This is a genomic window from Cellulomonas massiliensis JC225, from assembly GCF_000312005.1.
GTDB lineage: Bacteria > Actinomycetota > Actinomycetes > Actinomycetales > Cellulomonadaceae > Cellulomonas > Cellulomonas massiliensis.
In genome coordinates this window covers 2,073,107-2,078,100 of the sequence record NZ_HE978588.1, presented here as the reverse complement: position 1 = coordinate 2,078,100, position 4,994 = coordinate 2,073,107, and the positions used below count along the sequence as shown (strand labels likewise).

Sequence of the window (4,994 nt, the reverse complement as noted above, 5' to 3'; positions counted from 1 at the left end):
GGCCGACGAGGGCACCGGCACCACGAGCGCGGTGCCGCCCGACGCCGCCAGCACCGGCGCGAGCCGGGCGCCGGCGCGCCGCAGCGCCGCGGCGAACGGCGCCGACAGGTCCTGGCGCCCCCGGTCCTTCCACCGCACGACGGCCCGGCGGACCTCGTCGACGTACCGGCTCGTCGCCCACACGGGCGCCGGGGGCGGCCCGGCGAGCGTGTCGAGCCGCCCCGCGAGGTGCTCGCACCGCCACGGGGCGCCGAGCAGGCGGGCGCACGCACCGCACCAGCCGACGTCCGGCTCGTCGCAGCCCGCGCACGCGACGGGCAGGACGAGCCGGGCCAGCTCGCCCGCCCAGGCGGCGAGCCGTCCCGGCGACCGCTCGTCCGCCCTCGTCATGCCCGCAGCGTGCCCCCGAGCCCCGGGCGGGTCCGGCGCGCGGGGACCCCCGGTGGACGACGGACCGCCTGGCCGGGCCTGGGGACGGCCGGCGCTCAGCCCGGGTAGCTCGGGTCGTGCGCCCCCTCGACGCCCGTGACCGCGACCCACGACGGGCCGACCAGCCGTCGCAGGACGCCGTCCTGCGAGCCGGCCACCAGCGTGCGTCCGGCGGCGAGGGACTCGATCGCGGGCACCTCCGGCTTGGCCGTCGTCGGCCCGGAGACGGGCACCAGGTTGACGACGTCGCTCGTCGCGCCGGACGCGGGCGCCCGGCCGATCACCGCGAGCGTCGACTCGTCGGCCCACTCGACCACGCGCGCGTCGACGAGCGACGCACCCGCGCGCAGCGCCGTCGCGCCGAGCTGCTGCGGGGCCCCGGACCCGTCGCGCACGATCCCCGCCACGTCGACGCTCACGCCGTCCGCGCTGGCCGAGACGACCGCGACGCGCGCGCCGTCGGCCGCCACGCGCACGGAGCGGACGGTGCGCCCCTCCAGCCAGGGCGCGTCCACCACCTGCGCGGGTGCCCCGACGCGCGCGGCGACCAGCTCGCCGCCGGCGCGCGCCGTCCAGGCCCAGCCGAAGCGGTCCACCGACGGCGGCACGAGGCCGTTCCCCCGGACGAGCACGGTCGACGGGTCCTGCGTCGTGGGCAGCGTCACCAGCCGGTCGCCGGAGAGCGCCACGCGGACGGAGCCGTCCTCGTTGCGCGCGGGCGCGCGCACGTCGAGGTCGGCCAGGTCGCCCACCCCGGGCACGTCGGACGCCTCGGCGCCGTCGAGCCGCTGCAGGCGGCCGTCCGCCAGGTACTCGAGGTCGCCGTCGGTCGGCGCGCCCGGCTCGAGCGTCGCGGCGTCGGTGAGCAGCACGTCGTCCGCCTGCACCTTCACGCCGCCCACGCCCGCGATCTGCGTGAGGCTGGCCTCCAGCTGGGACACCATGAGCCCGCGGTCGGCCGCGAGCACCGTGGCGGCGGGCGTCAGCCCCACCTGCGCCACGCCGTCGACGTCGACGGAGACCGCCTCGGGCTTGAGCTGGACGCCCTCGGGGACGGCCGTCGTCACCGAGTCCCGCAGCCAGGCCGACGGCCCGGCCAGCAGCGCCCGCGTGACCGACGTCGCGAGCGTCCGCATCGGGAACCAGCGCGTCTCGGGCACGAGGTGAGTGAGGTCGGTCGAGAGGAAGTAGACGGGCGTCTGGCGGAACTGCGCGTCGAAGACGAACCGCGGCAGGATCAGGCCGTCGGGTGCGGACGCGATGCGCCACTCGCCGTCGGACGCACGCTGCAGCTCGAAGGTGACCTGCTCGCGGGCGTCCGGGGCGGCCTCGACGTAGCGCCCGTCGGCGTCGACCCGCGCCAGGACGGGCACGTCGGCGGTGACCTCGGTCTCCTTCGACGCGTCGTACTCCAGCGAGCCGGCGACGACGACGCCCTCCAGCGGCTTCCACGTGGCCCGCGCCTCGCCCGCGAGGAACTCCCGGGCGGTGACGAAGTCCGGGAAGCCCGTCGAGCCGGCGAGCAGGAAGCCCTCGACGATCTCCGCCGGGCTCGCGCCGGGCCGGGGCCCCTCGGAGATGACGTCGATGCCGGGGTTCTCGTCGACCTGCGCGTCGCCGGTGCGGACGGGCCCCGCGGTGGGGATGGCCGCGCACGCGCCGAGCGCGAGCACGAGCGCGACGAGCAGCGCCCGCCCCGCACGCACCGCAGGCGTCCTGGTCATCGGTGCTCCTGCCTGTCCGCGAGCCGCGCGCCCGGCACGCTCACCACCGGCATCTCGCCGGTCCGCGGGCGCCCGCCCTCGTCCGGCAGGACGGGCAGGCGTGCGGGGTCGGTCCGCGGCCGCTCGCCCACGGTCGGCTGCTCGACCGGCTCGTCCGGCTCGAGCGGCAGCGGCGAGCGCTCCAGGCGGATGCCCGCGCGTCGCGGCAGCGTCAGGCGGAAGACGGCGCCCCGGCCCGGGCGGCCCCACGCGTCGAGCCAGCCGCCGTGCAGGTGGGCGTCCTCGAGCGAGATGGCCAGGCCGAGCCCCGTGCCGCCCGTGGTGCGGGCCCGGGCGGGGTCGGCGCGCCAGAACCGGTCGAAGACGTGCTCGGCCTCGGCGGCCGTCATCCCGACGCCCTGGTCGCGCACGCTCACCGCCACGGCCTGCGCGTCGGCGCCCACCGTCACGACGACGGCGCTGCCCTCGGCGTGCTCGATCGCGTTGACGAGCAGGTTGCGCAGGACGCGCTCCACGCGGCGCGGGTCGATGTCCGCGACGCACGGCTGCTCGGGCATGCTCACCGACAGCCAGGAGCCGCGGCGGTCCGCGAGCGCGCTCTCGTGCTCGGTCGCCGCCAGCACCACGTCGCGCACGTCGCGGCTCTCGGCGTCGAGCACGGCGGCGCCCGCGTCGAACCGGCTGATCTCGAGCAGGTCCGCGAGCAGGTCCTCGAAGCGGTCGAGCTGGGTCTGCAGGAGCTCCGCGGAGCGCTTGACGGCGGGGTCGAAGTCGAGGCGGGACGCGTGGATGACCTCGCCGGCCATCCGGATCGTCGTGAGCGGCGTGCGCAGCTCGTGCGAGACGTCCGAGACGAACCGGCGCTGCACGGTCGACAGCTCCTCGAGCTGGCGGATCTGCACCTGCAGGCTCTCCGCCATCTCGTTGAAGGAGCGCGCCAGGGTCGCCATCTCGTCCTCGCCCTTGACGGGCATGCGCTCCGACAGGTGGCCGTCGGCGAACCGCTCGGCGACGAGGGCGGCGTTGCGCACGGGGCGCACGGCCTGGCGCGTGACGATCCAGGTCATCGTCCCGAGCAGGACGACGAGGACGGCGCCCGCGAGCGCCAGCGTGCGCTGCAGGAAGTCGAGGCGGTCCTGCTCGGCCTGCAGGCTGTAGAGGAAGAACAGCTGGTAGGTCCCGACGACCGGGACGTCGACGTTCTGCCCCACCACGACGGCGGGCACCGTGCGCCCGTCCGCCGTCGGCCACTCGACCGACTGCCAGCGCTGGCCGCCCGCGCCCGTGGCGGTGGCCAGGTCGCTGCTGACGAGCCCGAGCAGCGACGAGTCCGACGCCGCCGAGGCGACCGACACCGACGAGGTCTGCCCGGGCGCGCGCAGGAGGAACACCTCCCGCTCCCCCGCGCCGCCCGACTGCTGGGCCTTCGCGACGTCCTCCAGCAGGTGCCGCACCTCGACGCCCGTCGTCGCGGTGGAGCTGCTGAACGTCTCCTGCGCCTGGCGCGTGCTGCGCGCGCTCTCCTCGAGCAGCTGCTCGACGCGCCCCTGGAACAGCCCCTGCTGCGTGCGCTCGCCGACGTAGGCGCCGACGGCGAGCAGCGCGGCGAGGCCGACCGCCATCGTCGTCGTGATGACGCGGACCTGCAGCGAGCTGCGCCACGCGTGCCGCCACCCGCGCAGCCGGCGCAGCGCGCGCGCCCGCACGAGCCGCCACGTGCGGCCGGCACGGACTGCGAGCGCGCTCAGCGAGGGCACGGGGGCCTCCTGCTCACGGGGTCGTCACGCCCGCCTTGTACCCGACGCCGCGGACCGTCACGACGATCTCCGGCTGCTCGGGGTCGTGCTCGATCTTGGAGCGCAGGCGCTGCACGTGGACGTTGACGAGGCGGGTGTCGGCGGCGTGCCGGTAGCCCCAGACCTTCTCCAGGAGCACCTCGCGCGTGAACACCTGCCACGGCTTGCGGGCGAGCGCGACGAGCAGGTCGAACTCGAGCGGCGTGAGGGACACCGGGCGGCCGGCGCGCTCGACGCGGTGGCCGGGGACGTCGATCGAGACGTCGCCGATCGTGAGGTGCTCGGGCGCGGGCTCGTCGCTGCGGCGCAGCCGGGCGCGCACGCGGGCGACGAGCTCCTTCGGCTTGAACGGCTTGGAGATGTAGTCGTCCGCGCCGGACTCCAGGCCGAGGACGACGTCGACGGTGTCGCTCTTCGCGGTCAGCATGACGATCGGGACGCCGGACTCCGCGCGGATCTGGCGGCACACCTCGTTGCCGTCCTTGCCGGGCAGCATGAGGTCGAGCAGGACGAGGTCCGGCTGCGCGGCACGGAACGCGCCCAGCGCCTCGTCGCCGTCCTCGCAGAAGACCGGCTCGAAGCCCTCGGAGCGCAGCACGATGCCGATCATCTCGGCCAGGGCGGTGTCGTCGTCGACCACCAGGATGCGTCCCTTCATGGCGCACATTCTCGCACCCGCCCGGGGCCCGCCCGGCGCAGCCGAGCGGGTGACCGGCCGGGTGACCAGCGCCGAGGCGACGGGGCGGCCGGGCGCGACCGTGCACACCCGCCCGCACGGCACCCGCGCCGCGCACGTGCACCGTGGCACGATGGGGCGCCAGCACGCCCCGGGCCGACCGCGGGCGCTCCCCCGTCGAAGGAGCAGGACGCAGCGGATGAGCGAGCACGACGCGCAGGGCCGTGCCGGGAGCGGTCCCGACGAGCGGCCCGAGCCGCCGGCCGCCGCGGACGCCTCCCCCGGAGCCGCTGCCCGCGCCGGCACCGCTCTACGGCGGCGCGCAGCCGTCGGCGCCGTCGTACGGCCAGCCCGCGCGCCGCCCCCGCT

3 protein-coding genes and 1 pseudogene are annotated in these 4,994 nt (G+C 76.8%); all 4 read right to left on the bottom strand.

The annotated features are described in order from the left end of the window. A pseudogene (locus HGCM_RS19865) lies at positions 1 to 390 on the bottom strand (hypothetical protein); the annotation flags it as partial. Between the two features lie 95 nt (positions 391 to 485). Continuing rightward, positions 486 to 2,153, bottom strand: a complete 1,668-nt coding sequence (locus HGCM_RS09855) for an LpqB family beta-propeller domain-containing protein (RefSeq protein WP_026075387.1) — start codon at positions 2,151 to 2,153, stop codon at positions 486 to 488. Continuing rightward, positions 2,150 to 3,910: an MtrAB system histidine kinase MtrB gene (mtrB, locus tag HGCM_RS09850; RefSeq protein WP_019136676.1), complete on the bottom strand. Its 1,761-nt coding sequence runs from the start codon at positions 3,908 to 3,910 to the stop codon at positions 2,150 to 2,152. The genes HGCM_RS09855 and mtrB overlap by 4 nt, the downstream gene beginning before the upstream one ends. A gap of 13 nt (positions 3,911 to 3,923) precedes the next feature. Continuing rightward, complete coding sequence (mtrA, locus tag HGCM_RS09845) at positions 3,924 to 4,607, bottom strand: MtrAB system response regulator MtrA (protein WP_019136675.1); 684 nt, start codon at positions 4,605 to 4,607, stop codon at positions 3,924 to 3,926. Positions 4,608 to 4,994 lie beyond the last annotated feature (387 nt).

Bases quoted from the DNA above. Each gene is read 5' to 3' on its own strand.
- HGCM_RS09855 (WP_026075387.1), bottom strand. From the start codon at position 2,153: ATGACCAGGACGCCTGCGGTGCGTGCGGGGCGGGCGCTGCTCGTCGCG.
- mtrA (WP_019136675.1), bottom strand. From the start codon at position 4,607: ATGAAGGGACGCATCCTGGTGGTCGACGACGACACCGCCCTGGCCGAG.